The organism is Anaerostipes faecis, assembly GCF_910574135.1.
Lineage (GTDB): Bacteria > Bacillota > Clostridia > Lachnospirales > Lachnospiraceae > Anaerostipes > Anaerostipes hominis.
On sequence record NZ_CAJSYK010000012.1, the window covers coordinates 76727 to 103299 of the forward strand.

The following is a 26573-nucleotide window of genomic DNA, read 5'->3' on the forward strand; positions in this document are numbered from 1 at the left end:
GATGTGATAAAATAAAAAAACGATAAAACTAAAATAAGGGGAGATACATATGAATAAAAAATGGATTCAATTTGCAGCGTCGGCAGCACTGGTTACCGGCCTTTTAGCAGCTCCGGGACTTCCGGAATTTGCTGTGCCGGAAAAGCAGGCAGAAGCAAAGGGGAAGACTTATACAATCACACCAAAGTCAAAACCAAAAAAGAAAAATTATCTTAAGTCTAACAAATACACGAAATATACAAAAAATTATTATACATTGAGAGACCGGCTGGAATCTCTGGAAAAGAGCAGGGGCGGGACCATTATCTTTAAAAAGGGCACTTATACATATACGAATGCAGTCTTCGTACCGTCTAATGTAAAACTGATATTTCAAGATGGCGTTGTCATTAAAAAAGGGAACAAAACCGGTGCCAGAAGCCTGAAACCGTCGGCTTCCATCTTTCAGCTGGTGAAGCCGAGCAAAAGTAAGAAAAAGAAAGTTTACGGCAAATATAACGGCACGAAAAATGTAACATTTGAGGGCCGGGGAAATGTGACCATTGATCTGAAGTATTTTAATAAAGGAATTGCCATTATTGCCGGACATAACAAGAACATTAAGATTAATAATATCAAGTTCAGAAATATGAAAAACGGCCATTTCATTGAGATGGATGCGAACCAGAATTCTTCTGTGACGAACTGCAGCTTTACGAACGCAAAAGGCGATATCGTCAAGGAGGCCATAAATCTGGATACGCCGGATAAGACGACGAAAGGATGGTCACAGCCGTGGAGTAAGTTTGATAAAACACCTAATAAAAACGTCACCATTGACCAGTGTTATTTCAGCAACCTGGGAAGGTCTATTGGTACTCACAAGTACAGCGGCGGCAAATACCACACCAATATCACGATCAAGAATTGTACGATCAAAGGAATGAAAAAGGATGCAATACGCATGATGAACTGGAGGTCATCTAAGATTACGGATAATGTGATTTCCGGAACAAAGAAAGGAAATTACCGCGCGATCCTCGGGTCAGGGGTATACTATCCGGTTATCAAAGACAATAAGTTTATGAATTTCGACCGTGCCGTGCAGTTTATGCCGTGGAAAAATTCAGGGCCGGGGAAAAACTATAAGACGATCTATAATAAGTTTTCAAATTACAGCTATCAGTGCCTGAAGCAGAATATGTGTTCCGGTGTCAGGGAAAATTATGTCCGTATTAACTGGAGATACAAAGACTATGCAGCGAAACATTCAAAAACCATTTATTTAAAAGAATATTAAGATAGAAAAAAGGTTGAAATGGACTTTCAGCCTTTTTTTTGCTATACTGAATCGAATATGTTTATTTGCAACAGGAGGAAACTATGGCAATCGATCAGAGTAAAATCCGCAATTTTTGTATTATTGCGCATATAGATCACGGTAAGTCCACATTGGCAGACCGTATCATTCAAAAAACAGGCACCCTGACTGACAGAGAGATGCAGGAACAGGTGCTGGACAATATGGACCTAGAGAGGGAACGCGGGATCACGATTAAATCACAGGCGGTCCGTATTGTATACAAGGCAGAGAACGGTGAGGAGTATATTTTCAACCTGATAGACACGCCGGGGCATGTGGATTTCAACTATGAAGTTTCCAGGAGCCTGGCGGCCTGCGAAGGAGCTGTTCTTGTGGTAGATGCCGCGCAGGGCATCGAGGCGCAGACTTTGGCAAATGTTTATCTTGCCCTGGACCATGACCTGGAAATCATGCCGGTCATCAATAAGATCGATCTTCCGAGCGCAGATCCGGAGAGAGTAAAGACAGAAATTGAAGATGTCATTGGCATTGAAGCTGAGGATGCACCACTGATTTCGGCAAAAAACGGAATCAACATCGAGGATGTGCTGGAACAGATCGTAATGAAGATTCCGGCGCCGTCCGGTGATCCTGAGGGACCGCTGCAGGGACTGATCTTTGACAGTATTTATGATGCCTACAAAGGAGTTATTATTTTTGCAAGAATCAAAGAGGGCACTATCCGGCCAGGAACAAAGATGAAGATGATGGCATCCGGCGCCGTGGCTGAGGTAGTGGAAGTTGGCATCTTCGGCGCGGGACAGTTCATCCCGTCGGAAGAACTCAGCGCCGGCATGGTAGGATATGTGACGGCCAGTCTTAAGAATGTCCAGGATACCACGGTCGGAGATACGATCACGGATGCAGACAATCCATGCAGCGAGCCGCTTCCAGGTTATAAAAAAGTAAATCCAATGGTATTCTGCGGGCTTTATCCGACCGACGGAGCCAAGTATCCGGACCTTCGGGATGCCCTGGAAAAGTTACAGCTGAATGATGCCTCACTACAGTTTGAGCCGGAGACATCGGTGGCACTTGGATTCGGATTCCGCTGTGGATTCCTGGGGCTTTTGCACCTGGAGATCATTCAGGAACGTTTGGAACGGGAATACAATCTGGATCTGGTGACTACTGCACCGGGCGTTGTTTACCGGGTATATAAGACGGACGGTACGATGGCCGAACTGACCAATCCTTCCAACCTTCCGGACCCGTCTCAGATCGATTATATGGAAGAACCGATCGTATCTGCTGAGATCATGGTCACATCCGATTATGTGGGAGCGATCATGGGGCTATGCCAGGAACGCAGAGGCGTTTATATTGGAATGGAATATATCGAGGAGGGACGGGCTGTTTTAAGGTATGAACTTCCACTTAACGAAATCATTTATGACTTTTTCGATGCCCTGAAATCACGGTCCAGGGGATATGCATCTCTGGATTATGAGATGAAGGGATATCAGAGATCAGAGCTCGTGAAACTGGATATCCTGATCAACAAAGAAGAAGTGGATGCACTGTCCTTCATCGTTCATGCCGAGACAGCTTACGAGAGGGGAAGAAAAATGTGTTCCAAGCTGAAGGAAGAAATACCAAGGCATTTATTTGAGATCCCGATACAGGCGGCAGTGGGCAGCAAGATCATTGCCAGGGAGACAGTAAAAGCCATGCGGAAAGATGTGCTGGCCAAATGCTATGGCGGAGATATTTCCAGAAAGCGGAAACTTCTGGAGAAACAGAAACAGGGAAAGAAACGGATGCGGCAGGTGGGAAATGTAGAAATTCCGCAGGAAGCATTCATGAGTGTGCTGAAATTAGATGAAGACTAGAGAACTCGAACTGTACCTTCATATACCGTTCTGCAAAAGAAAATGCAATTATTGTGATTTCTGTTCGTTTCCGGCCGGAGATGATGACATCAGTATCTATATACGAAAGCTTCAGCAGGAAATCCTGTATTGGGGAAGACGCCTCCAAAGTCCGTCAGTGAGCACGGTATTCATCGGAGGAGGAACTCCATCTCTGATTCCGGCAGTGCAGATAGAATCTTTGATGAATACGGTCAGAGATTCTTTTTCCTGTGCAGAAACTATGGAGTGCACGATCGAAGCCAATCCCGGCACTGTCACAAGAGAAAAACTTTCGATCTACCAAAGCTGTGGGATCAACAGGATCAGTTTCGGACTTCAGAGTGCCAGGAAAGAAGAATTAAATATGCTGGGCCGGATTCATACATTTGAGGATTTTGTCTCGGGATTTTATGAAGCCCGGGACTGCGGATTCCAAAATATCAATGTGGATCTGATGAATGCGATCCCTATGCAGACAATGGAAACGATGGAGCAGACCCTGTTAAAAACTGCAGAACTTGAGCCGGAACATTTCTCGGTTTACAGCCTGATCATCGAAGCAGGGACACCTTTCTATGAAAAGAAGGGGCTGGATGATCTCCTGCCGACGGAAGATGAAGACGCTGCCATGTACGAAAGGACGGAAGCGATCCTTCATACCTTAGGCTATGAAAGGTATGAACTGTCCAACTATGCCAGACCGGGATATGAATGCAGGCATAACTGCGGGTACTGGACAGGAAAACCATACCTGGGATTTGGTCTGGCGGCATCTTCTTATTTTGGGAAAAAACGCTTTGCAAATCCGGCAGATATGGAAGAGTATTTGTCATTATCAGATTTCAGCGGCATATTTGAAAAAGAGAACGAGCTGTCCAAAAAAGAAGAGATGGAAGAGTATATGTTTTTGGGACTTCGGATGACAAAGGGGATCTCAAAAATGGAATTTTCCAAGCGGTTCGGGACAGGTATCCTGGATGTTTACCGGAAACCTATCCAAGAACTCTCTGGAAAAGGTCTGTTAAAACAGGATGCCGAAAGAATTTGGATCCCGCAACAGGCCCTGTTTTTAAGCAATCAGGTAATGATGGAGTTTCTTTTATAGATCCAGAAGTTTCTGAACGTTGATCTGTCCCCATCCCTGATGATTTCTCGGAGTGGAAAGTTTGTCACAATTGTACCGCAGTTTCATTTTTACATCTTTGTTCGTATAATACGGATACCGCTCCAAAAGCAGGGCGATGGCTCCGGAAACTGCCGGTGTTGCCATAGAAGTGCCGCTCTTGATGCTGTGTCCTCCGTTCAGGCCGCAGGAATAAATATTTGTTCCGGGAGCTACTACGTCCGGCTTCATGACACAGGAAGAGGTAGGCCCCCTGCTGGAATAATTCTTTGCAAAGCGCTGAGATCCCATGGGACGACTGGCATCGTCACTGGAACCTACGGTAATGATCTTACGGCTGTTGCCCGGTGCGGTGATGGTATTATCCCTGGGGCCATTATTTCCGCTGGCGATGCAGACGACCAGCCCGTCATCCCACAGCTGATTGACCTGCTTCACAATCGCATTGGCAGCTTCATCGCTTCCGGAGGCAGGAGTGCCGATGGATATGTTTACAATCCGGATTCCATACTGCTTGTGAAAATGGTGAATCCAGGACAGTCCGTTTAGGAAAGTGCGCTGATTTCCGTTGCCCAGAGCATCCAGGACTTTGAGGGAAATGATATGTGCTGCAGGTGCAATGCCGCAGCTTGCAGATGCGGCAATACCCGTGATATGGGTTCCGTGTCCATTGTCGTCATAAGGATATGATCTGTGGTGTACATAATCTATGAATCCGGCGATCCGCTGATCGGCCGGATAAAATTCTTTATGGGGATAGATACCGGTATCCAGGAAGGCAATCCCTATATTCTTCCCCAGGAAGCCATGTTTATGGGCGATATCCGCATGGATTATCTGTGATATAAGCTTCATAAAATACTGTCTCCTAATAAGTGTTATAGTATAAGATACGCCCAAAATACAGAAAAGACATGACATTTTGCGCAGGCTATTCCCACTGAAAGAATTTGAGGGCGGCAGAGGTACAGATTACTGCGATGCAGACGATGGTGACAACCGGAACAATAACACTGCCAAATTCTTCTCCCAGAGAAGCGGCTTTCAGCAGCTTGATTCCCTGGGTCAGCGGCATGATGTCTGCAGCTTTCTGCAGCACTTTGGGCATGATTTCATAGGGCAGCGTTGCGCCTGAAAAAATCAGCATCGGAAAGTACAGCAGACTCGCAGCGACACTCGCTATCTTAGTATTCGGAGCAATACCGCCTACCAACATGCCGATACTGAACATAGACACAATGACCAGGAGATAACATCCCAGAAAACTCACAAAAGATCCGCGGAACTGATATCCAAAGAAAACGACTGCTTCGGTATAAAGAAGGACCAGAGAAACAGCCGCATATAAAGTATAAATTGTCACCTGTACCGCTAAGATCATGGAAGGGCTGACCGGCGTAACCTTGTAGCGCTTTAATATACCCTTGCTCCGATAATCAGAGACGACCAGCGGCAGTCCCATCACACCTCCCGCACAGATGGATATGGTGGTGACGGCTCCGAACGACTGTTCCAGGAAAGAGTATCCGGCACCGCCGAATGCGGGCCTGTCTCCATAAATAATTCCTATAACTGCCAGTACCACAAGAGGCACACAGATCGCAAATATAAACATATCCATTCCTCTCAGAGATAATTTTAATTCTGTTTTCAGCATTGTCTTAAAAGTTTTCATGGATTCATTCCTCCTCGTCTGTATACCAAAGATAAGCGTCTTCAAAATGATCAAAAGGATTCGATTCAACTGCCTCCGCCACCGTACCGTAAAATATGATTTTTCCTTTTTTTAAAATACAGATACAGTCACACAGGTTCTCGATCTCATCCATAAAATGGGACGTCAGGAAAATCGTCAGTCCATTTTCCTTGAGTGAGGAGAGTATATTCCACACTTGTCGTCTGGCCCTAGCGTCCAGCCCGGTCGTCAGCTCGTCCAAGAAGACAACTTCAGGATTGGGTATGAGTGCAAGTATAACAAAAAGTCTCTGCCTTTCGCCGCCGGATAAATCTTTGATCTGGCTTTTTGCTTTGCCGGCAATTCCAAACTTTTGCAGTAATTTTTCTGGATCTGCGGATTCCTGATAGAGGGCAGCGGTAACTTCACAAAGTTCCGAAACGGTGATATTATCCTGATAAGTTGCCTCCTGAAATTGGACTCCTACCTTTTGAAACAGCTGCTTTCTGGATGTCTGCGGATTCATTCCCAGAATGGATATTTCTCCGCTGTCTGCCGTCTTTGTACCTAAAATGCATTCAATCGTTGTGCTCTTGCCTGCACCATTGGCCCCGATCAGGCCGAAAACCGTTCCGCGCTTTACGGATAAACTGATATTGTTTACCGCAGGCGTTTTGTTATAGGTTTTACATAATTTTTCTGATTTTATCACTTCATTCATGAAGGATACCTCCTTTTTTTGTATAAAAAAAGAATACCACCAACGGAAACATTGGTGGTAAAGTGGAGGGTTTAAGAAAATTGTTTTTTCATTCTTTTCAGTTTGCATATCATTTCCAGGGCATTATTCTCGGCAGTCCGTAGAGAAGTAACCAGTTTGTCGCACACCGCAATAATTTCGTCATCCTTATTGGGAGTATCCAAAACTTCTTTGATATCAATCCCGGGATTTTTTGACAGGTGGCCGAGCAGACGCAGAATAGACTCCAAAGAATAATTTGCACACCGCAGGGAGCGAATGATTTTGAGCCTCTGTATATCCTGACTCGTATATATGCGATAGCCATTTTGCCTGCGTTTTACAGTCAAAAGGCCGTTCATTTCCCAATTTCTCAGAGCATCCATAGAAATGCCGAGATACCGGGATACTTCCCTGCGTTTCATGGGATGAGTATGTTCCTGTGATTCTCCGGCTAAAATCTCTGTTACAATTTCAACTGCCTCTTCGGCATTGGCGTGTTCCTTTCTGATCTGTGCCAGGTATTCTTCTGCCAGTACCAGAGCCTTGGAAAAATCACAGGATGCCGCTGTTTTTACGATCTGGACAGCCTTTTTCCTCAGCCCGTTCTGCAGTACCTCCATTTGAAAAGCCAGACGGGCCAGTCGGAACTGTTCGATATGGAGATCGGTAAAAATGCGGTATCCATTGTTCTGCCGCTCCGGTTTTGGGATCAGTCCCGCTTTTTCGTACAGCCGGACGGTATTGGGATGAATTCCTATGAGTTTTGCAACCTCAGATGTTTTATAAGTTTTCATGAAAAAACCTCCATTCATAGCTTTAGAATAACACAGATCAGAAGTATGGTGATATAGTGGAGGGTTTTGGATTTCAGATTATAATTTTCTTATGGAATAAAAAATGACATTGGTTTTATTGTTTCCAATGTCATTTTTATCTGATCTGATTGGGGATGTCTGCGCCGGCAGACATGTCCGTTTAATTAAATCCAATGAACTTCCGGGCTGCTTTGTAAGCTGCGATGACAACTTTCCGGCCTCCATAGCCCGGGAGATTGACTGCATTTCCAACAAGAGAGCCCCGGATCTGGCGGTACAGTTTTGTATTTTTTGATTTCAGGTACTTCCAGAGTTCTTTTTTCATCTGAAGATGCTCCGGTATGCCGGATTTGATGGCAATGACAGATGACACAGTCATGATGATACTCAGATAGTGTTTCATGTAGCGGTATAACGGCTTGTTCACCAGTTCAAAGCTGCTCATATAATCGATCATGGCTTTGGTGACAAAAAACTGCTGGTCGATCCGTTTGATCATATTGGCTTCGTTGACAGACTGGTCGTCCCTTCCGATGAAGTAGCGGTAAAAATTTACATCCAGATAGTAAATGGTCTTCACATATGGAAGCGGTTTGAAAACGTAAAGGTTGTCTACATAAAAAGTATGTTCCGGCAGGCACAGGCGGCACTCATGGAGAAGAGAAGTACGGTAAATGACGGAGTGCATGAGAATGTACTGGCTCAGAGGAAAACGCTTTACATCGTCCCATGTAAAAATCTGTTCAACCGGGATCGTATGGCGGTAATGAATCACGGTTTTTCTCTTTACACCCTGTTTCTCATAGACATAGTTGGACATAAACATGTCTATGATGGTTCCCTGACGGTAAAATGTCTCTAATTGATTGAAGATTTCTTCATAAGCATGTTCGCTGACCCAGTCATCACTGTCCACGACCTTAAAATAAATCCCTTTGGCATGAGCGATACCAGTGTTTACCGCACCGCCGTGGCCTTTGTTCTTTTGATGGATCGCCCGGCAGATACCGGGATATTTGTTTTCATATTCATCGGCGATCATGCCGGTATTGTCCGTGGAACCATCGTCGATGATGAGGATCTCAACTTTGTCACCTCCGGTCAACAATGTATCTATGCAGTGTCTCATATATTCCTGGGAATTATAGCATGGCACAGCAAACGATATTAATTTCATCTTGTTACCTCCTAAAAATGGTAATAATCTCTCGGAATCTTCAGCCCAGTAAAATCAAGGCTTGTAGATTCCATTTTATTAAAATCCCCCACTTTTTTGTCAAAAAAGACTTGACAAATCGCTCAAAATTTGCGGCGAAGCCGATTAAATATATTTTATTTTTATCGACTGGAGGGCGATTTTTATGTTACCTGTTTATTCCGGCGGTCATACCGCCTATCAGACTTTTTTACTTGAAAACCTTCGTAAATATTATCCTGATCCCACTGTTTTTTCTAAATCAACGTGGGATATCATCGAACGTTTCTGGAATCTTGATCTTTCTTATACCGACGAACTGCTCCGCAGCAAATATTCTGTCTTTGGTCCAAAACCAAGGACTCCTTCCTGTATGCAGCGTTCTTATCTTCTCTCCATTGATTTTAAAGTTCATTCACTTACCGACTGGGCTGCTCAATTGAAAATCAATCCACTCTATGCAATCCTCAGTGGGTTTCACTTTGGTGACACTCCTGGAGTCGGCACTTTCTATGACTTTCTTAACAGGCTTTGGGATTCCGATTCTGATAATCTTTCTCCCCATATACATCCTTTAAAAAAGAAAAAAGTGCAAAAGCCAAAACAGAAGGGAGAAAAAGCAGAATCTATTGAAAAAATCACAGTGGAACAACTTTTTAAATCCATGGAATCTTCTTCTTTTTCTATTGATGACCAACCATATGCTTCTCTTTTCAAGATTTACAACCATGAATTTTTAACCGTTTCCATCTCCAAAGGATTGATTGATACCTCCAATCTTTCCATTGCCGGTGACGGTATGCCTGTTGTTACATCTGCACGTGAACGGAAACACCGTATCTGTAAGTGTTCCGAAAATGGTATCACTTCCTGTGATTGCGACCGCTACTTTTCCCAGCCCGATTGTGATGTCGGATATGATTCTTCTCGAGACTGTTTTTATCATGGCTACGATTTATATATGCTGGTTGCATCCAACTCGGAAAGTGATCTGCCTTTATTCCCTTTACTCAATCCTGCCTCAAAACATGATTCTCATGGTTTTTTGGAAACTTACTTTCGTTTCAGAGCCTTTCTTCCTGATTTTCATATCAGCAAATGGCTTTTGGATTCTGCTCATGATGCCATGCCGTATTATCAGTATTGCCGTGAAAACGGCATACAGCCTTTTATCGACTTAAATGAAAAACGCGGAATTAGCATGAAATATAAGGATGATTTTACCATTGCAAAAGATGGAATTCCTATTTGCAAAGCTGGGCGAAAAATGAACCATGATGGTTCTGAGCCATCGAAAGCAAGGTTAAAATTTCGCTGTCCACTTGCCAGCCGTAAATACGGATGCTCCTGCAGTACCCCCTGCTCAGACTCCAAATATGGGAGAACCGTCCATCTTGCAATGAAAGATAATCCAAGATTCATCAATTTCCCGCCTCGTGACAGTAAAGAATGGAAACTGGAATACAATGCCAGAACTTCAGCTGAACGTTCGAATAAACGTGAGAAAATAGACTTTCAATTAGAAAGCGGCAGGCACCGCTCAACTAAGATGTGGTACTGCCGCCTATATCACATCCTTATGCTGCAGCACTTGGATGCTTGGGATTTGCCCTATGAATCCACCCTGAGAAAGTTGATTTTAGATGTGGCATAATCCTTTACTATTATACACCATTTTTCAGGCATAGCGACAGTTATGTCTATTTTCTATGTTCTTTTTCTGTTTTAAATAATATTTACTTTTCAAAGTACGTTTCTCGGCTGTTGCCGATAATAATCACTCAGGATTCCGAGAGATTATGGTACTTAGTCTATTATAACAAATATTTGTAAAAATACCATGGCATTTTCACTCGGTTTCTTCTGACAAGGTCTCCCATTCTTCATAAAGGGTTTCCAGATGTTCCTCATTCCGGGCTTTTCCAGTGGAGAGTTCCAGCAGTTTCTTTGTATTGACTGCGTTCTCCGGCAGGCACATTTCTTCGTCAAGTTTTGTGTTTTCCGCCTCCAGTTCCTCGATTTCCTGTTCTATTTTTTTCAGGCGGTTTTCTCTTTTCCGCCGTTTTGCGTCTTTCTCCTTTTGCTTCTGCCAGATCAGCTTCGTATCGGATACAGACTCAGTTTCAGCATCCTGTACCTCTTTCGTGCCTTCCTTTTCCTTTTCTAAAAGATAGTGCTGGTAGTCACCCGGATAAGAGTGAAGACCGTCTTTCGGAGAGAGTTCAAGAATTCTTGTAGCCGTTTTGTTTATGAAATACCGGTCATGGGATACGTAAAGAACCGTGCCTGTGTATTGGGTCAGGGCGGATTCCAGGATTTCCTTGGAGTGAATGTCCAAGTGGTTGGTAGGCTCGTCAAGAATCAGGAAATTGGCATGGGATAACATAAGTTTCGCAAGAGATACCCGCCCCTTTTCCCCACCGCTTAAGGAAGAAACAAGTTTAAATACATCTTCTCCCTTAAAAAGGAAAGCGGCCAGTGTATTTCTGATTTTTGTGTTGGTCAGTTCCGGAAAGGAATCAGATATCTCCTCGAAGATTGTCTTATCCGGATGCAGGTTGTCCTGTGCCTGGTCGTAATATCCGATGGATACTTGGGAACCGAGCCTGATCAGTCCTTTGTTTTTAGGCATTTGTTTGCAGATGATTTTCAACATCGTAGTCTTTCCGGTTCCATTGGCGCCGATCAATGCCACGCGCTCGCCGCGGAATATTTCAAAATTTATATCGGAAAACAGCGTATGCGGCCCGAAACTTTTTTCCAGATGTTCCACCGTTAAGACATCGTTTCCGCTGACAACCGACGGTTCGATAGCAAAGCGCATTTTCCCGTCGATCTCCACAGGCTTTTCGATGACATCAATTTTGTTCAGCATCTTTTCACGGCTCTCGGCCCGGCGGATGGATTTTTCCCGGTTAAACTGCTTTAGTTTTTCGATGACCGCCTTCTGGTGCCGGATCTCCTGCTGCTGGTTTTCGTACTCCTTTAAGCGGATCGCCTTTACCTGATCCCTTTTCTTAATAAAAGAAGTGTAGTTGCCGTCAAAGAGCATCGCATGCCCCGCCTCGATCTCCATCACCTTGTTGACGATCTTGTCCAGGAAATACCGGTCATGGGAGACCAGGATGACAGCGCCCTCATAGTGGCTTAAATAGTTTTCCAGCCATTGGATTGACTCAACATCCAGATGATTGGTAGGCTCATCCAGGAGAAGAATCTCGGGCTTCATCAGCAGAAGTTTTCCGAGAGCTACCCTTGTCTTTTGTCCTCCGGACAGTGTCTCAATCATTTTTTGAAAGTCTTCCTCTTTAAACCCGAGTCCTTTTAAGATTCCTGCGATCTCACTTTCATAGGCAAAACCGTTTTTCTGTTCAAATAAATGAGTGGTCCTGGTGTATTCCTCCATCTTTTCTTCGAGCTCTGCGCCGCTTAAATGCTTCATCATATGCTCCAGAGAGCGGAGTTTTTTGTCCAGTTCGATCACATCTTGTTTTATGGTCAAAAGCTCTTCATAAATGGTGCGGGAAGAAGTATGGTCCTGATGCTGTGCGAGATAGCCGATATCGGCGTCCTTCTTTTTGTGGATCTCCCCTTCGTCGGGTGTCATCTGATCCATGATGATCTTGAGCAGGGTGGACTTTCCGGCGCCGTTTAAGCCGATGACGGCGAGCCGGTCCTTCTCATTGATATGAAAGGAAATTCCTTTCAGGACTTCCTGGTCGACAAATGTTTTATGTATATTCTGACAAGATAAAACCATAGTGCACTCCTTCAAAATTTCTAAGCTGTAAAAATTCCTTTTAAGCATAACATAATTTCTGAAAAAACGCACCGAAAAGTTTGACAGTTATTAGACAATCTTATATAATTTATTTAATTTGAGTAGTTAATAAAATAAGTGGGAGGGTAATAATGTCATCAATGGATAAGAATATATCACCGGCAGTTATAAAGAGATTACCTAGATATTACCGTTATTTGGGGGCTTTGAAAGCAAAAAATATTACGAGGATCTCATCCAAAGAGCTGAGCGAGAGAATGAAAGTAACTGCATCCCAGATCCGACAGGACCTGAATAACTTTGGAGGTTTCGGGCAGCAGGGATACGGTTACAATGTAGAAAACCTTTACGTGGAGATCGGCAAGATCCTGGGGCTTGACAAGAGCAATCAGATGATCATTGTCGGTGCCGGAAATCTGGGGCAGGCATTGGCCAATTATCAGGATTTCAACAATAACAGCATTGGTTTTCAGGTGATCGCACTGTTCGATGTAAATCCGAAGCTGATCGGCATCACGGTGCACGGAGTAGAAGTGCACGATATTGACGATATGGAAGAGTTTATAAAGAATCATGAGATCAAGATCGCAGCCCTCACGCTTCCGCAGGACCAGGCGCCGAAGATTGCCAAAGATCTTGTGTCCTGGGGCATCAAAGGATTTTGGAACTTTGCTCCTGTGGATCTCACGCTGCCAGACAGTGTGACCGTGGAGAATGTCCATCTGGCAGAAAGTCTCATGACGCTGACTTACAATATTCACAGCAGGGAAGACGGCGAGGGCGCGGAGTAAAGACGGGAGGAACGCCATGATTGTCGGTATAGGAACTGACCTGATAGAAATCGGGCGGGTACAGAAGATGGTGGAGAGAAAGAACCGCCTAAGCCGGATTTTTTCAGAAGAGGAACTGGCATACGCAGGTTTAAACAGTACGACTCTTGCTGGTAATTTTGCAGTTAAAGAAGCCGTTTCCAAAGTATTTGGAACCGGCTTCTTCGGATTGGAGCCCTATGAGATCGGAGTGTTCCGGGATTCAAAAGGAGCGCCTTATGTGAAACTGACAGGCAGAGCCGAAAAGCTGGCATCGGATATGCAGATTACGAAATTTCATGTGTCGGTTACGAACACAGGGGGGCTGGCACAGGCTTTTGTCATAGGAGAGTGTCTATGAAATATGTTTTGAAAAATCAGGAAATGCAGGATGTTGATAAAGAGACCATACAGCAGATCGGAATGCCGGGTCTTGTGCTGATGGAGCGGGCCAGCGAAAAAATTGCCCGAAGGCTCATGGAAACGGTCAGAAAAAGTGACAGGATACTTTCTGTGGCAGGATGCGGAAATAACGGGGGAGATGCGCTGGCTGCGGCCAGAATCCTTCTGGAGGAAGGATATTCTGTGGATTTCACAGTCGTGGGGGAGCTGTCCAAGGCATCCGGAGATTTAAAGACGCAGTATGATATCCTTACCCGTCTTGGGTATGAGCAAAAAAAAGAAATAGATTATAACGGCTATGACTGGATTTTGGAAGGAATGTTCGGCGTAGGCCTTTCCAGGGAGATAGCGGGGATATATCGGACCGTTGTGGAGAGGATCAATGAAAGCAGAGCCAGAGTCATGTCGGTCGATATTCCCTCCGGCATCAGCGGGGATACGGGGAAAGTCCTTGGATGCGCCGTCAGGGCAGACGCTACGGTGACGTTCGGCGGGCCCAAGGCAGGACATCTGCTCTATCCGGGAAGAGAATATGCGGGACGGCTGTATGTAGAAAAGATAGGTTTCTTTGATTCCGTTTTAAAGAAGCATGCAGGGGGATTCACATACGACAGGGAAGATCTAAAGAGGCTTCCGGGCCGTTTTGCGGATTCTCACAAGGGCACCTACGGAAAAGTCCTGATCATAGCAGGAAATGAGACGATGTCAGGGGCTGCTTTTTTTTCGGCAAAGAGTGCTCTGCGCATGGGCAGCGGACTGGTAAAGGTGATTTCCTGTGAAGCCAACCGTCCGATTCTGCAGTCTATGCTTCCGGAAGTACTGTTCGGAACATATGAGAATGTAAAAAAAGCCCTTGAATGGTGTGACTGTATCTTATTCGGACCTGGAATGGGAGTCTCAGAGCGGACCAAAGAATTATTGGAAGAGGTTTTACAGTGTGGAAAGAAACCTCTTTTGCTGGATGCCGACGGCCTGAATACGGTCAGCCGTTATGGAATGGAGATCGATTATCCGGCAGGGTGTGTTCTCACACCGCATCTCCTGGAAGCTGCAAGGCTTCTTGAAATATCCGCAGAGCAGGTGAAAGAAAGTTTGACGGATGCGGGGCAGAGGCTTTCGGACAGATTCCGCGGCACTGCTGTGCTGAAGGATGCGGCGACGCTCGTAGTGTCAGCCGACCGGCCCGTTTATTATAACAGCAGCGGCAACAACGGAATGGCCACAGGGGGGAGCGGAGACGTGTTAAGCGGCATGATCGCAAGTCTCCTCGGGAGAGGCATGGGATGTTTGGAAGCTGCGGTTCTGGGCGTCTATGTCCACGGGCTTGCAGGAGACCATGCTGCAGAAATTTTGGGATACGACAGCATGCTGGCATCAGACATCATCGACGCGGTCAGCAGTGTTTTAGGAGGAATCAGCAATGAATCAATATTATAGAGTATATGCAGCCATCGACCTGGATGCGATCTGCCAAAATATCAGCGAGATAAAGAAAATTGTGGGGCCGGATACAAAGATCATGCCGGTGATCAAGGCCGACGGCTACGGACACGGGGCAGTCCCGGTGGCGAAGGCATTGAATAAGATCGGCGTCGACGGTTTTGCGGTGGCGATCATTGAGGAAGGGATCGCACTGAGAAAACAGGGGATCACAAAACCGATCTTAATTCTTGGATATACTTCGGAATATCAGTATGCTTCTTTGATCCAGCACGAAATTGAACAGACGGTATTTTCTTATGAGATGGCGGAGGCGATCTCTAAATTTGCGGTTACGATGAAGAAGGAAGCCAAGATACATATCAAAGTGGATACCGGAATGAACAGGATCGGTTTTAAGCCCACGGAAGAATCTGTCGGGCAGGTACAGCGTATCCGGAAGCTTCCGAATATTAAGATCCAGGGGATTTTTACTCATTTTGCATGTGCGGACGAGGAGGAGAAGACATCAGCCAGACACCAGAAGGAACTGTTTGATCAGTTTGTCTCAAAGATTGAAGAAAAAGGGATCAAGATCCCGGTCAAGCACGTCTCCAACAGCGCAGCCATCATGGACCTTTGTGAATGCCGCATGGATATGGTGCGCTCCGGCATCATCACCTATGGACTGTACCCATCCGAAGAAGTGGATAAGTCGGCCATTGATTTAAAGCCGGCACTTTCCCTGATCAGCCATGTGATCCATGTAAAGGAAGTGGGACCGGGAGAAGGGGTCAGTTACGGCTCAACGTTCGTTACGGACAGGAAGACCAGGATCGCGACGATACCGGTAGGTTACGCTGACGGCTATCCGAGGGCCTTATCTTCCAGGGGAAGGGTCATTATCCGGGGACAGTATGCGCCGATTATTGGAAGGATCTGCATGGATCAGTTTATGGTGGACGTGACCGATATCGAAGGCGTCAGCGTCATGGACCAGGTCACCCTGGTAGGGACAGACGGAGATAAAAATATCACGGTGGAAGAGGCGGCAGATCTGGCAGGTTCCTTTAACTATGAATTTGTCTGCGGGATCGGAAAAAGGGTTCCCAGAGTATACTTCCAGGATGGAAAGGCAAAAGAGGCAGTGGACTATCTGGAAGACTGAGGTATTCTAAAGCCGGACGAAAATCGTTTGGAAAATAGGATTAAGTTGAATACTTCTGAAAGAAATGTCAATACTCTTCATAAACTATTATGAAAGAGATGGAGAGTGATTAGGCTTATGGTAATTAAGCGAGGAGATATTTTTTATGCAGATTTGAGGCCTGTTGTCGGCTCAGAACAAGGAGGCGTCCGCCCGGTCATTATTTTGCAGAACGACGCGGGCAACCGATACAGCCCCACGGTCATCTGTGCAGCGATCACGAGCAAGATGAACAAGGCAAAACTTCCGACGCATGTGCCGGTGGACTGCAGGAAATGCCAGCTGGAAAAAGATTCGGTTATCTTGCTGGAACAGATCAGGACGATCGATAAAAGCCGGCTGAGAGAAAAGGTCTGTCATCTGAACAGTTTTATATTGGAGAAAGTTGACAGGGCACTAAAGATCAGTTTAAGTCTTGATACATAGATGGACAGATTGACCTTTTCTTCGTAAAATGGTATATTTTATTACGACTGATGAATAAAGGAGATGTATATGGAAGATTTAAGTGCCGCGATGATCCTGATACCGCTGCTTACGTTGGTATTAGGTGCCGTCTTCGGCTACATAATTGGAACGAAAAGCAAAAATAAGCCCAAGGGTAAGCAAAACGATCAGACAGAGCGGGAAGCGGATGACGATAATGACAATGAATATGAAGAAGAGATCATGAACATTGTCAACCAGGGGCATGAGCAGGGGGCCATTTTGGAAGATGAAGCCAAGATGATCACCAATATTTTTGAGTTCGGGGACAAAGATGTAACCGATGTCATGACTTCCAGAAAGAAGATCGATGGGATCGACTGCACCATGTCTCTGGAAGAAGCCCTGCATTTTATGCTGGATGAGCCATATTCAAGATTTCCTCTCTATGAGGAGGATATCGATCATATCATCGGTGTCCTGTATCTCAAGGATGTGATCGACGCCTTTATAAATAATAAAGATCTGGAGCTCTATGAGATTGCCAGGGAGCCGTTCTATGTACACCAGACCATGAATCTGTCTGTGTTGTTTCAGGAAATGCAGACAAAAAAGATCCATATGGCGATCGTTGTGGATGAATACAGTCAGACAGAAGGCATTGTTTCAATGGAAGATATGCTGGAAGTGATCGTTGGAAATATCCTGGATGAGTATGATGTGGAAGACAGGGAGATCACAAAGCTTGGTTGGGCCGATATTTTCCTGATGCGGGGAAGCACGAGACTTGAAAAGATCGAGGAAGTGCTCGGCATCGAGTTTGAAGTAGAAGAGATTGAAACGCTGAGCGGATTTTTGGTAGACCAGTTGGGCCATCTTCCGGAACAGGGAGAAGAAGTGGAGATCATTTATGAAGGATGGTCTTTTAAATCCGTGGATATTCACGACAACGTGATCAAACAGGTAAAAGTGGAGAAAAAGCGTACAAAAAAAGAAGAAAATGATTCAGAGAAGGAGTAAATACAGTTATGTCAGGACATAGTAAATTTGCAAACATTAAACACAAGAAAGAAAAAAATGACGCGAAAAAAGGCAAGATCTTTACCAAACTCGGCAGAGAGATTGCTGTGGCGGTGAAAGAAGGCGGTGCGGACCCGGAAAATAACAGCCGGCTCCGTGATATTATCGCTAAGGCAAAGGCCAACAATATGCCCAATGACACCATTGACCGAAGCATCAAAAAAGCTGCGGGCGATGCAAACGCCGTCAACTATGAGGCTATTACATATGAAGGATACGGCCCGAGCGGAGTTGCGATCATCGTAGAGGCTCTGACAGACAACAAAAACAGGACTGCCTCCAATGTCCGGAGTGCCTTTACCAAAGGAAACGGAAGCATCGGGACACCGGGCTGTGTCTCCTACAATTTTGAGAAAAAGGGCCAGATCATTATCGCAAAAGAGGATTGTCAGATGGATGAGGACGATCTCATGATGACTGCGCTGGATGCGGGAGCAGAGGATTTTGCCGCAGAGGAAGACAGCTATGAGATCGTTACGGACCCGGATGATTTTTCTAAAGTCAGGGAGGCCCTGGAAGCGGAGTCCATCGAGATGGCCAGTGCGGAAGTCACCATGATCCCGAACACCATGGTAGAGCTGGTTTCTGAGGATGATATCAAGAATCTGCAGAAGACGCTGGATCTGCTGGAAGAAGATGATGACGTCCAGGATGTCTGGCATAACTGGAACGAATAGACTGTACAGACCGAACAGAGACCTTTCATTATGCATTTATGTCATGATGAAGGGTCTTTTTATGATATAATTAAGAAGATGATATATCATGCAGATCCGGGAAGGTGCCATCAGGGGAACCGGCAGGGCTGTGATCAAAGTATCTGTTCCTGAATCGGGCATTTATAGCAGTGCTTCTAAAAATATTACGGTCAATGCGGCACCGAAGCGTCCTTCATTCAGCATTAAGAATATAAAAGGGAAAAAATTAAGGATCAGCTGGAAAAAGGATAAAAGGCCAAGCGGTTATGAGATCTGTACAGCGTCCAACTCAGAATTTAAAAATCAGAAAGTAAACTTTGTATGGATTTTGATCTCCTATGAGATACTAATAACCTTAATCTTTCAGGATTATATGAAAGAAGACAGGACGAATTTTCTTTGTGAACATCCTGTGATTTTTTCTAAAATAACTATAAAATCTATTGATTTTATAACAGCTTGAAGATATAATGCATGTTACTGTAAAGAAAAGATAAACTTTTTGAAGAGGAAGGGATGACTTATGTTTCCGATGTATGGATTTTTTGATCCGACTTATATTTTGATTATAATAGGTGTTATTATTACGCTTGCGGCATCTGCCAAGATGAATTCGGCTTTTAGGAGGTACTCAAGGGTCCGCAGTCACTCAGGGCTGACAGGAGCACAGGCAGCTACGAAAATTTTGAATTATGCGGGAATCTATGATGTAGTAGTGGAACGTGTGTCCGGTAACCTGACCGACCACTATGATCCAAGAAGTAAAGTATTAAGATTGTCCGACGCTACGTATAATGCCACATCGGTAGCGGCAATCGGTGTCGCCGCTCATGAGTGCGGTCATGCTATGCAGGACAAAGAGGCGTATGCACCGCTCAAACTCCGCGGAAGTCTAGTACCTGTAGCTAATATTGGCTCTAATCTTTCATGGGTTTTTATTATCCTGGGTATCATCATGGGGGCCAATCAGACACTCCTGAATATCGGGATACTCCTGTTCTCGCTGGCCGTGATCTTCCAGTTAGTAACTCTTCCGGTAGAGTTCAACGCATCCAGCCGTGCGCTGAGAGTTTTGAAAGACTCTGCGATGATGTATGATGATGAAGTGGAAGATACAAGAAAAGTATTATCTGCGGCTGCATTGACCTATGTAGCATCTGCGGCTGCAGCTATTTTGAGTCTGCTGCGTCTGGTGATTTTATTCGGCGGCGGCAGAGACGATTAATAAATTAAAGAGATTTTCTCGATTTTCTGCATTCGGTTTTGAAAAGCCCGTCTTTTCGCTGTATCCAAAGTTCTTATAAAGATAAAGACACCGTGTTGCAAAGACTGGGAATAAACATAAGACGCCGTGGATTTTTGGATGCGTGATACGATTGACGGGAGCAGCAGTCTGTCTGTTTAAGAAAAAGAAGATGGAGGAGTGGACAGCCGGGAGAAACAAACCTGGCTGTCTTCTTTTGTTTCGGGAAAAGTCTGGATGCACGGATCACAGAAAGCAAAACTTGTCAACTGAATAAAGAAAGCTTAAAATAGTGAAGAGTAAGTATTCAGGAAGAGAAAGGATGATTGACATGTCTGTAACAGAGGTCAGGAGTTATTTAAAAGAATTTAATATGGCTGACAGAATGAAGGATTTTGAAGCTTCCAGTGCCACAGTAGAGCTAGCGGCCAAAGCACTGGGTGTGGAAGAAGCGAGGATCGCCAAGACGTTATCCTTTTACGGGCCGGATGGGTGCTGTATCCTTGTGGTAACCGCCGGAGACGTAAAGATCGACAATAAAAAATTTAAAAATATGTTCGGGTTAAAGGCAAAGATGCTGAGAGGAGACGATGTAAAAAAGCTTACCGGACATGAAAAGGGCGGTGTCTGCCCATTTGCAAATCCGGAGCATACAGAAGTATTTTTGGATGAGTCGCTGGTAAAGTTTGAAACTGTTTTTCCTGCCTGCGGCAGCGCAAATTCTGCGATTGAGCTCAAACCGGAAGAACTCTTTCAATGTGCAAAAGCCGTGAAGTGGGTGGATGTGACAAAGGCCGCAGGAGCCCCAAAATGAACGTAAAGATTATCTGTGTGGGGAAGATTAAGGAGCCATATTTAAGAAAACTGATCGAGCGCTGTGTGAAAGAACTGAACAGGAGCTGCCGTCTGGAGATCATTGAACTGAAAGATGAAAAAACACCTGACGGAGCCAGTGAGAAGGAGGAGGAGCGCATCCGGGAGATCGAGGGCAAGAGGATCTTAAACCGGATTCCGGAAGGAAGCATTGTGATCCCGCTTTGTATTGACGGAAAACAAATGACTTCAGACGAACTCAGGCACAAGTGGGAGAAATGGAACAGGCAGAGGGATGCAGAGGTTGTATTCGTTATCGGAGGATCTCTGGGACTTTGCAGTGCGGTCCAGAGGAGGGGGACATTTAAGCTGAGTTTCAGTGCAATGACATTTCCACATCAGCTGATGAGGCTGATCCTCTTGGAACAGCTTGTATATGCGGCAGGGATGAAGGAGGAATGATGGGATCAATATTGATCATAGAGGACAATAAGGATGTCAGCCGGATGCTGTCGGAGTTTCTCTTAGAGTCCGGCTATCAGCCAGAGTCAGCTTTTTCCGGAACGGACGGGCTTAGAAAACTGAAAGAACACTGCTATGACCTGGTGCTCCTGGATCTGATGCTTCCCTAGCAATGCATCCTTCCTGGCAGATCCTCAGATGGTGGCCCTTTTGGGAACAGTGGCCGCAGGAATGTTTCTTTGCGGGGATTTTGAAAATAAGACTGTTCACGATGCAGTGTCCGGAGGCATCGGAAGAAGTCAGCTGGTTCTGGGGAAAGCACTTTCATATTTTTTGATCCTCTTTCTATTGATTCTTCCGTATTTCGCAGTCACGATCACGGCATTTTTTATAGACAGCCAGTATCAGCTGTATATCCCGTCTGTGTTTCTCACTTTGATTTGCAGAGAATCAGGAAATGCGCTCACACTATATTCTGTATTGAAAATTCTTGGGATCACGGCGGCGGTATGTGTGGTCTACGCGGGACAGCTGAGCATTTGTCTTCCGCTGGCGTTTATTTTTCGCAGGCCGGTGCCGGTCATCGGGATTGGATATCTGGTATCAATGACCTGCGGAATGCTTCAGGCAGGAGGAAACAAAGTATTTGAAAAAATGATCAGTATGACGCCGTTCCACTTTAAAAATTTAACCCGGCTTTCTATGGACGCAGAACCGGAAATGTTTTTGAAGAGTGTCGGAACCGGAGTCGGTTTTACCGTTCTGATGATCCTGGCGGCCATGCTCATTTTCAGGAGAGCCGAGATCAAATAAACATATAGGAGATGTACAGATGGTTCTTATATTGTCAGCGGTGATCGTAATTCTGGTCGGATATGTGATTTTGCTCCGGAAGCAGGTCAATAAAATAAACCGCCAGCTGGAAAAACGCAGAAAAGAAAATACGAGACAGCCGATAAGCCTGGAATTGATAGATTCCGGGCTTACAAGCCTTGCGGGAAATATCAACCGATGCCTGAAAAGTGAGGAAAAACTGAGGGAAGAGACTGTGCGCAGGGAAAAGGAGCAGAAGGAAATGATAGCAGACTTATCCCACGATCTCAGAACACCTCTGACGGCAATCAAGGGATACCAGCAGCTGCTCATGGCTACACTAACGGAGGAAGGACAGAGAGAAAGACTCCGGACCGCTCAGAAACATGCAGATGAACTGGGGAAGATGATCGAACAATTTTTTGAGTATTCTCTTTTTTCTTATAAAGCATCAGAGCCAAAATGTGAACGGATTAATCTTGGGGCATTGATCGCCGAATGTATTGCGGAAATGGTTCCGGTGCTGGAAGAACATAAACTTTCCATCCGGATGAAAGAAACAGATCTGGTTTATGCAAAAGCGGATAAGGAAATGCTCATCAGAATTATTCAGAATTTGATTCGTAACTGTCTTGCCTATGCAGAATCCGATGCTGTGGTCAGGGTAGTAAAAACAAAAAAAGCGGTTTTTTCATTTGGAAACCGGACAACGGTAACAGTAGACCCGGATCGCCTGTTTGTCCGGTTTTACAGAGAAGACCGATCAACAAGCCGGCCGGGAGGTATGGGCCTTGCCATTGTAAAACTTTTGGCAGAACAGATGGGGGGAACTGTCAGGGCCAGAAAAAAGGACGGCTGGCTGTGGATCTATGTCGAACTTCCTTCTGACGGATGATACTTATTCCATTCATCCAGGATATAACGGTTCCACAGATTATAAAATTGAAAGCCGCGTACCCGATCCATCTGCCGGGAGCGAAGCATAGAGATTTGTCTTTCATCAAAAATATAAAAAAAATAAGTCCCAGCGCGGCCAGCTTTGTGATTAAGGATTTCACGCCTATAATTACAAGAAATAAAATTAATTTCATGTCTTACCTCTCTTTAGTTTCTGACTGTATCATCATCTGTGTGATGTATTCGTCTGCACTGGAAATCACAAAATCATCTCCTTTAGAGTGTGGTGAGAACAGACCGATCGTATCATAATAGTGCAGAGTCCGCTTGGTGATTGCGTAGATTTTTGCAAACTGTGAAGTTGTCATCTTTATTGAGCGGCGATTCATGATATTTCCTCCTTGACTTCACACTTACTGAATACTTTAAGGTAATTATATACCAATAAGTTTAATTAGAATAGGAGCAATCAAATGAAAGAACAAATCAGGATAAGAGAATACATGGACAGAGACAGCATCTAAATTGGCAAGAGTTTTTCTGTACAGCTGCCTCTGCAGCCAGACTTCAGGTTATCAAGATTTTTGGATGTATAAATCTGTATGAAAAATGAAGAGATTCAAAGTATTTATCTGTTTACAGACACAAGCTGTAATTTTAAATTTTATGAACATCAGGGTATGAACCGGTGCAGGGAACATACCCAAATTTTCACTGTCCACAGCCGGCCAAAATGAAATTCTTTTTGTCTGAACAGGAGGACAGAAGCATGGCCTGAACTCTATTTGTCCAGACTTTCCTCAAACATCCGGTAGATCTCGGGATGTTCTTTTTTTACATTGACCGGCATCAGATTTTTGCCGACCATCCCGTGAGAGGTGGTGCCGGTGGCGATCAGGGCGCGGGGATTTTCCCGAATGACTTCATAGGAGAATTCCAGGCGCACCGGTGTAAGCCTTGTCAGTTTTATCCGGATGGAAAGTTCGTCTTCATAAAAAGCGGCCTGTTTATACCTGACCGTAAGACCGGTAAGAGGTGTGATAATGCCGGCTTTCTCCACGTCTGTGTAGCTGATTCCTGAGGCTTTGATAAAATCGGTTCTTGCAACCTCAAACCAGACTGGATAATTACTGTGATGAGCAATCCCCATCTGGTCTGTTTCCGCGTATCTTACAACGATTTTTGATGTGTACATAAAATCATCCTTTCTTAGCTTTGTCAATTCTACCAGTATATAATAAAACGTCCTGATATGTCTAACCCATCTTTCATGGAATCGTTGAATTTCTTAGATTTATATTGTATCATAAAAGAAACAGACAGCAGAAAAGAAAGCAAGGAGAGCTTCTATAAAAAACAGGCTGAAAGCAACAGAGGATATACATTGGTAGAGCTGACGGTGGAAAGACAGGGAACTCAGAATTACAGGACATCGGGAACTGAAGAAGGCAGGAAAGTTACGATCAGCAATTTTACTGTAGATCCGACGCAGCTTTCAGAAGCAAATATAAAAGATTTTTATGCTAAAATCGAGCGCACGATCAATGGCTATTATAACGGCATGAACTAAAAGGATGAAAAACGATAAGCGGGTCTACTACAATGAGAAAGAAGAAGGCTACGGCAAAAAAGAAGCTTTCCGCACTCTGGATATTGAGATGATCCAATCGGCGAAAGATACACTGGGAGACATAAAGGTTACGGTCTACTGGGAGTCCAAAAGGATGAATCCCTTGACCAGGCTGTACTTGTGACAAAAGTAAGTGCAAGTTCCAGAAAGCAGGAATATCATATAACGACCAGGTATTCTTTAAAGCTAAACACTGGCGAGCCGGAGCAGTGGATCTGGGCGACAAAATGGCAGGAGTGATTGCATGAGAAAAATACGGAAGCGGAATGACCCATGTGGAATTGATGGTTACTTTTCTGCCGCTGGTACAGCTGCTGCTGCCCGTTCGTTGAGAAACTTTCAGAGGTAAAGGCAAGCAAATATGATAGTGTTTCTATTACATTTCGGACGGTATAACCTGTGCACACGAAGAAGGTTTAAAAATCACAAGTTCATAGAATATGCAAAAGGGGAAGAAGTTCCTGACGCGGGAAAACGCCAGGTGTTCTCCGGGGATGTGGAAAAGGACATTTTAAAAACTGCCAGGAGTTATGGAAGGATCGACACCATTGCCTATGACAGACGGGATGTAAAAGTGACAGAACTTGTATATATTGAGGATGGCTACATCGTAAGCTACAAAGAAATGAAGGGAAAACCAGTCAGGAAAGTGTAGCGATTGAGCCGGATGATAGGGGATTCATAAGAGATTTAAGTAAAAGGGTGTCCCAAAAGTATTTTTATTTCTGGGGTATCCTTTTCTTTTGCAAAAGGGGGAAACATGGGACTTGTATATTTTATATTCTTCTGGATCGGAGCATCCGTCTTTTCTTTTGTGAATGTCTTGATCTATAGGGTGCCCAGGAAGATTTCTTTTGTCGGCGGCAGAAGTTTTTGTCCGTCCTGCAGGACCAATCTAAAACTATACGATATGATACCGGTATTCAGTTATATTCTCCTTAAAGGCAGATGCAGAAAATGTAAATCAAAGATCCCGGTCCGCTGCCTCTTTGTAGAATTACTGGGAGGAATTTTAGCTGTTCAGTGTGCGGCAGCCGTTCCTTTGGATGAGACGGGAGCAGGCATCTACCTTTTTAAAACAGTTTTTTTATTAATGACTGGGGCTCTTTTGACTGCAGTGACATTTGTAGATATTGACACAATGGAAATTCCCAATGGCTTTGTACTGGCGTTAGCGTGTCTTGGAGCCGTGTCTCTTTTTGTGTTTCCGGAAGTTTCTCTGCCTGTGAGGGTGACCGGATGTTTTGCGGTCAGCGTTCCGATGCTGCTGCTTACGGTACTGATCCCTGGAGCTTTCGGGGGCGGTGATATTAAGCTGATGGCCGCAGCGGGAATCCTGCTGGGGGCAAAGCTTACCGGCGCCGCATTTTTCTTTTCTATGTTAGCCGGAGGGCTGTACGGAATCTACCTGCTGGCCGGAAAGAAAAAAGGAGGCAAAGATCATTTTGCATTCGGACCGTTTTTATGTGTGGGCATCTGGGCAGCCATTTGTTGGGGAAATGAGATCTTCGGCTGGTATTTTGGACTTTTGCCGTGAGATGATGCTTGAGGAGGGAAATTATATATGCCGAAATATAAATATAAATCAAAAGAAAGATGAAGGAGTCTCATTGGTTCACTCCCTGAATTTCCTTTCTCAGAGGCGATGGAGGAACAGGGGAGGACGTTCCCGGTCCTTTTAGTCAGTATGATGCGCTCTGCGGAGGTCAATGGAAATTTGGACCGTACCTCACTGCACATGGCGGAGCATTATGATAAAGAAAACAGGCTCAACGGAAAAGTCAGGAATGCCGGATTTAATGTAGAAAATGTCCTAAAATTTCAAAAATATGATTGCAAATGATTTGGAATTGTTGTAATATATAACACGGACATTTAATATACTACTTTGCATCAGTAACTCAGTGGATAGAGTGACAGCCTCCGAAGTTGTTGGTCGCAGGTTCGACTCCTGCCTGGTGCAGTTTTGAAAACCGCATATATATGCGGTTTTTTTAAGTATGACGGGCATGTCCGTGTTCTGTGGTGCAAGTCCACATAGGCGTAGCTACCGACGAACTTGTAAGCGACTCCCAAGGTTTGCATCGTGAGGTGTGGGCGAGAAGAAGGGATAGCGAAATCGTAGCCCTACGGACAGAAACCCGATAT

At 44.7% G+C, this 26573-nt stretch carries 31 protein-coding genes and 1 tRNA gene; 24 read left to right on the forward strand and 8 right to left on the reverse strand.

All coding sequences use genetic code 11. From position 1 onward, the window contains the following. Positions 1–49 precede the first annotated feature (49 nt). From QGT46_RS09765 to hemW, 3 genes are all read left to right on the forward strand, one after another. Positions 50–1279, forward strand: coding sequence for a right-handed parallel beta-helix repeat-containing protein (locus QGT46_RS09765; protein ID WP_270430751.1), 1230 nt, complete (start codon positions 50–52; stop codon positions 1277–1279). Between the two features lie 83 nt (positions 1280–1362). Further along, entirely contained in the window at positions 1363–3174 is a 1812-nt protein-coding gene (gene lepA / locus QGT46_RS09770; protein WP_024727240.1) for a translation elongation factor 4, read from the forward strand. Further along, complete coding sequence (gene hemW / locus QGT46_RS09775; RefSeq protein ID WP_024727241.1) at positions 3164–4300, forward strand: radical SAM family heme chaperone HemW; 1137 nt, start codon at positions 3164–3166, stop codon at positions 4298–4300. The genes lepA and hemW overlap by 11 nt, the downstream gene beginning before the upstream one ends. Here hemW and QGT46_RS09780 read toward each other — a convergent pair. The 5 genes from QGT46_RS09780 to QGT46_RS09800 form a co-directional block, all read right to left on the reverse strand. Then, positions 4295–5173, reverse strand: coding sequence for a S8 family peptidase (locus QGT46_RS09780; protein WP_024727242.1), 879 nt, complete (start codon positions 5171–5173; stop codon positions 4295–4297). The genes hemW and QGT46_RS09780 overlap by 6 nt on opposite strands. 76 nt (positions 5174–5249) lie before the next feature. Beyond that, the gene (locus tag QGT46_RS09785; protein ID WP_270430749.1) at positions 5250–5993 is read right to left on the reverse strand and encodes an ABC transporter permease; all 744 of its coding nucleotides are present in this window, start codon (positions 5991–5993) and stop codon (positions 5250–5252) included. A gap of 4 nt (positions 5994–5997) precedes the next feature. After that, the gene (locus QGT46_RS09790; RefSeq protein ID WP_270430748.1) at positions 5998–6714 is read right to left on the reverse strand and encodes an ABC transporter ATP-binding protein; all 717 of its coding nucleotides are present in this window, start codon (positions 6712–6714) and stop codon (positions 5998–6000) included. Positions 6715–6785: 71 nt separating this feature from the next. Further along, positions 6786–7529 (reverse strand): MerR family transcriptional regulator, encoded by a 744-nt coding sequence (locus tag QGT46_RS09795; protein ID WP_270430747.1) that lies wholly within the window; start codon positions 7527–7529, stop codon positions 6786–6788. A 181-nt stretch (positions 7530–7710) separates the two neighbouring features. Next, entirely contained in the window at positions 7711–8727 is a 1017-nt protein-coding gene (locus QGT46_RS09800; protein ID WP_024727246.1) for a glycosyltransferase family 2 protein, read from the reverse strand. A gap of 184 nt (positions 8728–8911) precedes the next feature. On the opposite strand from QGT46_RS09800, the gene QGT46_RS09805 reads away from it, so the two are divergent. Beyond that, on the forward strand, positions 8912–10399 hold the full coding sequence (locus QGT46_RS09805; RefSeq protein WP_301590622.1) for a hypothetical protein: 1488 nt from the start codon (positions 8912–8914) through the stop codon (positions 10397–10399). Between the two features lie 195 nt (positions 10400–10594). Here QGT46_RS09805 and QGT46_RS09810 read toward each other — a convergent pair whose 3' ends face one another. Further along, positions 10595–12505 (reverse strand): ABC-F family ATP-binding cassette domain-containing protein, encoded by a 1911-nt coding sequence (locus QGT46_RS09810; protein WP_024727247.1) that lies wholly within the window; start codon positions 12503–12505, stop codon positions 10595–10597. A 152-nt stretch (positions 12506–12657) separates the two neighbouring features. Here QGT46_RS09810 and QGT46_RS09815 point away from each other — a divergent pair, with 152 nt between their 5' ends. The 14 genes from QGT46_RS09815 (at position 12658) to QGT46_RS09880 (ending at position 22793) form a co-directional block, all read left to right on the forward strand. Next, positions 12658–13317, forward strand: coding sequence for a redox-sensing transcriptional repressor Rex (locus QGT46_RS09815; RefSeq protein ID WP_024727248.1), 660 nt, complete (start codon positions 12658–12660; stop codon positions 13315–13317). 16 nt (positions 13318–13333) lie between these two features. Next, complete coding sequence (acpS, locus tag QGT46_RS09820) at positions 13334–13696, forward strand: holo-ACP synthase (RefSeq protein ID WP_024727249.1); 363 nt, start codon at positions 13334–13336, stop codon at positions 13694–13696. Beyond that, the gene (locus QGT46_RS09825) at positions 13693–15174 is read left to right on the forward strand and encodes an NAD(P)H-hydrate dehydratase (protein WP_270433322.1); all 1482 of its coding nucleotides are present in this window, start codon (positions 13693–13695) and stop codon (positions 15172–15174) included. The genes acpS and QGT46_RS09825 overlap by 4 nt, the downstream gene beginning before the upstream one ends. Continuing rightward, complete coding sequence (gene alr / locus QGT46_RS09830; protein WP_270433324.1) at positions 15158–16324, forward strand: alanine racemase; 1167 nt, start codon at positions 15158–15160, stop codon at positions 16322–16324. The genes QGT46_RS09825 and alr overlap by 17 nt, the downstream gene beginning before the upstream one ends. 117 nt (positions 16325–16441) lie before the next feature. Beyond that, positions 16442–16789 (forward strand): type II toxin-antitoxin system PemK/MazF family toxin, encoded by a 348-nt coding sequence (locus tag QGT46_RS09835; protein ID WP_024727252.1) that lies wholly within the window; start codon positions 16442–16444, stop codon positions 16787–16789. A gap of 69 nt (positions 16790–16858) precedes the next feature. Then, positions 16859–17809 carry a hemolysin family protein gene (locus tag QGT46_RS09840; protein ID WP_270433325.1) on the forward strand — a complete coding sequence of 317 codons (951 nt, stop codon included), beginning with the start codon at positions 16859–16861 and terminating at the stop codon, positions 17807–17809. 8 nt (positions 17810–17817) lie between these two features. Beyond that, a complete protein-coding gene (locus QGT46_RS09845) occupies positions 17818–18546 on the forward strand; it encodes a YebC/PmpR family DNA-binding transcriptional regulator (RefSeq protein ID WP_024727254.1) in 729 nt (242 codons plus the stop codon). 88 nt (positions 18547–18634) lie between these two features. Then, positions 18635–19030, forward strand: a complete 396-nt coding sequence (locus QGT46_RS09850) for a hypothetical protein (RefSeq protein ID WP_270433326.1) — start codon at positions 18635–18637, stop codon at positions 19028–19030. A gap of 60 nt (positions 19031–19090) precedes the next feature. Further along, positions 19091–19792: a zinc metallopeptidase gene (locus QGT46_RS09855; protein ID WP_024727256.1), complete on the forward strand. Its 702-nt coding sequence runs from the start codon at positions 19091–19093 to the stop codon at positions 19790–19792. A gap of 349 nt (positions 19793–20141) precedes the next feature. Then, on the forward strand, positions 20142–20624 hold the full coding sequence (locus QGT46_RS09860) for a YbaK/EbsC family protein (protein WP_334300623.1): 483 nt from the start codon (positions 20142–20144) through the stop codon (positions 20622–20624). Next, a complete protein-coding gene (gene rlmH / locus QGT46_RS09865; protein WP_024727258.1) occupies positions 20621–21085 on the forward strand; it encodes a 23S rRNA (pseudouridine(1915)-N(3))-methyltransferase RlmH in 465 nt (154 codons plus the stop codon). Before QGT46_RS09860 ends, rlmH begins: the two co-directional genes overlap by 4 nt. Further along, a complete protein-coding gene (locus QGT46_RS09870) occupies positions 21082–21255 on the forward strand; it encodes a response regulator transcription factor (RefSeq protein WP_301590631.1) in 174 nt (57 codons plus the stop codon). Before rlmH ends, QGT46_RS09870 begins: the two co-directional genes overlap by 4 nt. 28 nt (positions 21256–21283) lie before the next feature. Then, entirely contained in the window at positions 21284–21898 is a 615-nt protein-coding gene (locus QGT46_RS09875; RefSeq protein ID WP_148459716.1) for a hypothetical protein, read from the forward strand. 19 nt (positions 21899–21917) lie between these two features. Next, positions 21918–22793, forward strand: a complete 876-nt coding sequence (locus tag QGT46_RS09880) for a sensor histidine kinase (protein WP_148459715.1) — start codon at positions 21918–21920, stop codon at positions 22791–22793. A gap of 199 nt (positions 22794–22992) precedes the next feature. Here the strand turns inward: QGT46_RS09880 and QGT46_RS09885 are convergent, their stop codons facing one another. Together QGT46_RS09885 and QGT46_RS09890 are read right to left on the reverse strand one after the other, a co-directional pair. Further along, a complete protein-coding gene (locus tag QGT46_RS09885; protein ID WP_301590634.1) occupies positions 22993–23184 on the reverse strand; it encodes a MerR family DNA-binding transcriptional regulator in 192 nt (63 codons plus the stop codon). Between the two features lie 392 nt (positions 23185–23576). Next, entirely contained in the window at positions 23577–23990 is a 414-nt protein-coding gene (locus tag QGT46_RS09890; RefSeq protein ID WP_148459714.1) for an acyl-CoA thioesterase, read from the reverse strand. A gap of 57 nt (positions 23991–24047) precedes the next feature. On the opposite strand from QGT46_RS09890, the gene QGT46_RS09895 reads away from it, so the two are divergent. From QGT46_RS09895 to QGT46_RS09920, 6 genes are all read left to right on the forward strand, one after another. Further along, positions 24048–24365: a hypothetical protein gene (locus QGT46_RS09895; RefSeq protein ID WP_301590637.1), complete on the forward strand. Its 318-nt coding sequence runs from the start codon at positions 24048–24050 to the stop codon at positions 24363–24365. 4 nt (positions 24366–24369) lie between these two features. Then, on the forward strand, positions 24370–24549 hold the full coding sequence (locus tag QGT46_RS09900) for a hypothetical protein (RefSeq protein WP_270433330.1): 180 nt from the start codon (positions 24370–24372) through the stop codon (positions 24547–24549). Between the two features lie 237 nt (positions 24550–24786). Further along, on the forward strand, positions 24787–25080 hold the full coding sequence (locus QGT46_RS09905; protein WP_235824599.1) for a hypothetical protein: 294 nt from the start codon (positions 24787–24789) through the stop codon (positions 25078–25080). A gap of 105 nt (positions 25081–25185) precedes the next feature. Beyond that, on the forward strand, positions 25186–25962 hold the full coding sequence (locus QGT46_RS09910; RefSeq protein WP_024727267.1) for a prepilin peptidase: 777 nt from the start codon (positions 25186–25188) through the stop codon (positions 25960–25962). Between the two features lie 72 nt (positions 25963–26034). After that, positions 26035–26268 (forward strand): type II secretion system F family protein, encoded by a 234-nt coding sequence (locus QGT46_RS17285; protein ID WP_369882344.1) that lies wholly within the window; start codon positions 26035–26037, stop codon positions 26266–26268. 47 nt (positions 26269–26315) lie between these two features. Beyond that, a tRNA-Arg gene (locus QGT46_RS09920) sits at positions 26316–26388 on the forward strand. Positions 26389–26573: the final 185 nt, after the last annotated feature.